At 61.5% G+C, this 4437-nt stretch carries 3 protein-coding genes; 2 read left to right on the top strand and 1 reads right to left on the bottom strand.

The window, feature by feature from the left end:
- A partial coding sequence (locus VJR68_RS19600; RefSeq protein WP_324150383.1) for a M13 family metallopeptidase occupies positions 1 to 2027 on the bottom strand: 2027 nt, incomplete at its 3' end.
- A 381-nt stretch (positions 2028 to 2408) separates the two neighbouring features.
- On the opposite strand from VJR68_RS19600, the gene VJR68_RS19595 reads away from it, so the two are divergent.
- Together VJR68_RS19595 and VJR68_RS19590 are read left to right on the top strand one after the other, a co-directional pair.
- Complete coding sequence (locus tag VJR68_RS19595) at positions 2409 to 3989, top strand: alkaline phosphatase family protein (protein WP_324150381.1); 1581 nt, start codon at positions 2409 to 2411, stop codon at positions 3987 to 3989.
- A gap of 8 nt (positions 3990 to 3997) precedes the next feature.
- A partial coding sequence (locus VJR68_RS19590; protein WP_324150379.1) for a multicopper oxidase domain-containing protein occupies positions 3998 to 4437 on the top strand: 440 nt, incomplete at its 3' end.

Here is a 4437-nt window from a genome sequence, read left to right as displayed (position 1 = left end):
ATGGCGCGCAGCGAAGCGGGGGCATGCGGGTCGATGTTGAGGTACAGCTCGGCCTGCTTCTCGCGCGTGTTGTTGCGCCACACGCGTGCCCAGCTCAGGAAGAAGCGCTGGTCCTGGGTGTAGCCGTCGATCTTGTCCTGCGCTTCGCTCGGGTTCTTCTTGAGCGCATCCTGCAACGCGTCGTACGCCACGTTGAGGCCGCCGAGGTCGGCGATGTTTTCGCCCAGGGTGAGCTGGCCGTTGACGTGCAGGTCCGGCTTGTCCTTCAGCGGTGCATAGCCGTTGAACTGATCGACCAGCTTGCCGGAGCGTGCCTTGAACTGCGCCTTGTCCTGCGCCGTCCACCAGTCGGCCTTGTTGCCGTCGCCATCGAACTGCGCACCCTGGTCGTCGAAGCCATGGCTGGATTCGTGACCGATCACCGCGCCGATGCCGCCGTAGTTGATCGCGTCGTCGCCGTGGGCATAGAAGAACGGCGGCTGCAGGATCGCGGCCGGGAAGTTGATGGTGTTGGTGCTGGGGTCGTAGTAGGCGTTCACCGTCTGTGGCGTCATGCCCCATTCGGTGCGATCGGTCGGCTTGCCGATGTGGCCGATGTCGTACTGGTAGTTGAACCTGGCCGCGGCCATCACGTCGCCGTAGTAGTCGCCTTGCTTGATGTCCAGGCCGTCCCAGCTACGCCAATGGTCCGGATAGCCGATCTTCGGCAGGAACTTGCCCCATTTGTCGAGCGCCTTCTGCTTGGTCGCGTCGCTCATCCAATCCAGGTGCTGGATGCGATCCTTCAGCGCGTCGCGCACGTTGGTGACCAGTTCTTCGGCGCGCTGCTTGGCTTCCGGCGTGAACTCCTTCGCCACATACAGCTGGCCCAGCGCTTCGCCCATCGACGCGTTGACGGCGCCCAGCACGCGCTTCCACAGCGGTTTCTGTTCCGGCTGGCCGGAGAGGGTCTTGCCGTAGAAGTCGAAGCGGTTGTCCTGGAAGGCGGTGCTCAGGTAGGGCGATGCACTGCTGATGGCGTGGAAACGCAGGTAGGCTTGCCACTGCGAGATCGGTGCGCTGGTCAGCAGCTTGTCGAACTGGGCGAAGAACTTCGGCTGCGACAGCGAGAAGCCCTTGTCGATGGTGACGCCCTGCGCCTTGAAGAAATCACCCCAGTTGAAGTGCGGGGTGATCTTGTCGGCTTCGGCCACACTCACGAAATGGTACTGGTTGTCCAGGTCGCGCATTTCGGTGGGCGAGAGCGAGGCTTGCGCGAGCTTGGTCTCGAACGCCAGCACCTCATCGGCCTGCTTCTTGGCATCCGCCTCGGAGACGCCGGTCAGCTCCAGCGACTTGGCGATATAGCCCTTGTAAGCGTCGCGGATGTCGGCGTATTTCTTATCCGTGTAGTAGTCGCGCGTGGGCAGACCAAGGCCATCTTGGTTCGTGTAGCCGATCTGGATCTTGGCATCCTTGAAGTCGGCGCCGGAACCGAAGTCGAACACTTGGTTGTCGCCTTGGGCAAAGCGGTCAGTGATGTACTTGGCCACGTCAATCGGCGTCTTCAACGCATCGATCTGTGCCAGCTGCGGCTTGAGCGGCTCGTAACCCAGCTTGTTGATGGCGTCCTGATCCATGCCGGCCTGGTACAGGTAACCGATCTTCTGCTCGATCGAACCCGGCTTGGCCTGGGCGGCGTTCTTGGCGGCGGCATCCACGATGTCGTGCTGGGTGCTCAGGCTCTTCTCGGCCAGCGCATCGAAAGCACCCCAGCGGGTGCGGTCCTGCGGAATGGGATTGGCGGCGATCCACTTGGCATTGACGAAGCCGTTGAAGTCCTGGCAGGCGTTGATGGCGGCATCGAGTTCGCTGGCATCGAACACGCTGGTCGGCTTGGCGGCGCTGGCGGTGGTGGATGCGGCGGCCGGCGCGGTGGAGGCAGGGGCCGGGGCGGGTGCCTGGGCTTGTTCCTGCTTGCCGCACGCGGCCAGGGCAAAGGCGACGCTGGCGGCCAGCAACAGTGGCTTCAAATGCTTGATGGTCATGTATATCCCTCTGTAAAGAGTCGAATGATTCGCCCGCAGGCGCTCCTGCTATGGCAGGCCGCGCAGTGGACGTTCCCCGGTTATCGCGGCCATGACCCGCCAAGCTAGGCCAAAGGTCACGGGGGACACAGTGTCAAAGGTCAGGGTAGGGATGTAGGTCTACGCAAGACGTTTTTGTACGTTATGGCTATGACTCGCCGGCGAGCAAACGGCAGCAGGATGCCGTCGCTTCGTTGTTATAAGGATGTCATCGCTACTGCCTATGGTCGTGGATTACGCTGAACAGAGCGTGCCCACTGATCGCTATCGGAGCGTACCTTGCGTTTACGTCTTACCGTTTGTCTTGCTGCTGGTTCGATTGCTGTCCTGTCCGCTCTCGCCATGGCCGCTCCTGACCATGCGACCCATGCGCATGCAAAAGACGCGCACAAGCATGTTTCCGCCGCCACGCCGATCAGGCACCTGGTAGTGATCTACCAGGAGAACGTCTCCTTCGATCATTACTTCGGCACCTACCCGAATGCGGTGAACACGCCAGGCGAACCATCGTTTCATGCGAAGCCGGGCACGCCGAAGGTCAATGGGCTCACCAAGGAACTGCTTACCAACAATCCCAATGCCCGCAACGCTGCCAATGGCAAGGGCGCGATCAATCCATTCCGCCTGTCGCGTGCGCAAGCCGCCACGGCGGATCAGGATCACGACTACATGCCGGAGCAACAGGCGTTCAACAACGGCGCGATGGATCTGTTTCCGAAATACACCGGTTCGGGCGAGCCGCTGCCGGGTGGCACGCCGGAGCAGAACAGCAGTGGTCAGGTGATGGGCTATTACGATGGCAACACCGTCACCGCGCTATGGCACTACGCACAGCATTTCGCAATGAGCGACAACAGCTATGGCACCACGTTTGGTCCGTCCACGCCGGGGGCGATCAACCTGATCGCCGGCCAAACCAACGGCGTCAGCGAACAGCTTGCCGCTGCTGCCGACGTCGTGGCAGATGGCCAGGACGGTTACACGCTGATCGGCGATGCCGACCCGATTGACGACGTATGTTCACCTTCCAGCGGCTCGCGTGTGCGCCTGCGCGGCAAGAACGTCGGCGATCTGCTCAGCGCCAAAAGCATCACCTGGGGCTTCTTCGAAGGCGGTTTCGATCTCACGGCCGTGAATGCAAACGGCACCACCGGCTGCAAGCGCAGCACCACGTCGGCCGTCACTCAAGTAACAAAGCTGGATTACATCCCGCATCACCAACCCTTCCAGTACTACGCCAGCACTGCCAATCCCACGCATGTGCGCCCAAGCTCGGTGGCGATGATCGGCCACAACGGCGATGCGGCGAATCATCAGTACGACATCCATGATTTCTATGCGGCGTTAGAAGCAGGCAACATGCCGGCGGTGAGCTTTCTCAAGGCGCCGGGCTATCAGGACGGCCATGCCGGTTATTCCGATCCGCTGGACGAACAGCAGTTCGTCGTGCACGTGATCAACATGTTGCAGCAGCGTCCGGAATGGCGCGATACCGCGGTGGTCATTGCCTACGATGATTCCGATGGCTGGTACGACCACCAGGCCGCACCGCAAGTCAATGCATCGCACAGCAGCCTGGATGCGCTCAATGCACCGGGCGTGTGCCATGGCCGCGACACGTTGCGTGGCGTAAACACCACGCAGCCGGTGCAAGGGCGTTGCGGCCACGGTCCGCGCCTGCCGCTGCTAGTGATTTCGCCATGGGCGCGCATGAACTACGTCGATCACAGCCTTGCCGATCAGTCGTCGATCCTGCGTTTTATCGAGGACAACTGGCTGAAGGGCCAGCGCGTGGGCGGCGGCTCGTTCGATGCTGTCGCTGGCAGCATCCAATCCATGTTCGATTTCAGGCAGAGCGAGACGGCTGATCGCCACTTGATGCTGGATGAGCAAACCGGTGAGGTGGTGGAAACATCACGCTGATGGTGTCCATGCCATCGTCTCGTCGCCAATTTCTGAAGTGGTCCACGTTGGGGCTTGGCGCGGGCCTATGCGCGCGTCTGCCCGCGCATGACATGGCATCCATGCTCAAGATGGGCGGTGGCGAGTTGTGCAAGCACTTGGTCGCCGATAAAAACCATGTCGTGCCGCGTCTGCTCGATCCCGGTCAATTGACGCCGTTCGTCGATGCGTTGCCGCGGGCGCCGCTATTGCACGCCGGCAAGAAGACGCTGCGCATCGCGATGCAAGAAACCGAGCAACGCCTGCACCGCGATCTGCCGCCAACTCGGGTGTGGACTTATGGCGGCTGCATGCCTGGTCCCATCATTGAAGCGAAGAGCGGTAGCACGGCGCGCATCGCGTGGCACAACGACTTGCCAGCCAAGCATTTCCTGCCGATCGATCACCGCATTCACGGTGCCGAAGCGGA

Source organism: Dyella sp., from assembly GCF_035277725.1.
Classification (GTDB): domain Bacteria; phylum Pseudomonadota; class Gammaproteobacteria; order Xanthomonadales; family Rhodanobacteraceae; genus Dyella_B.
This window is presented reverse-complemented; position numbering and strand designations above follow the sequence as displayed.

Excerpts from the sequence above, each read along its gene's own strand:
- VJR68_RS19595 (WP_324150381.1), top strand. The coding sequence starts at position 2,409 with ATGGCCGCTCCTGACCATGCGACCCATGCGCATGCAAAAGACGCGCAC.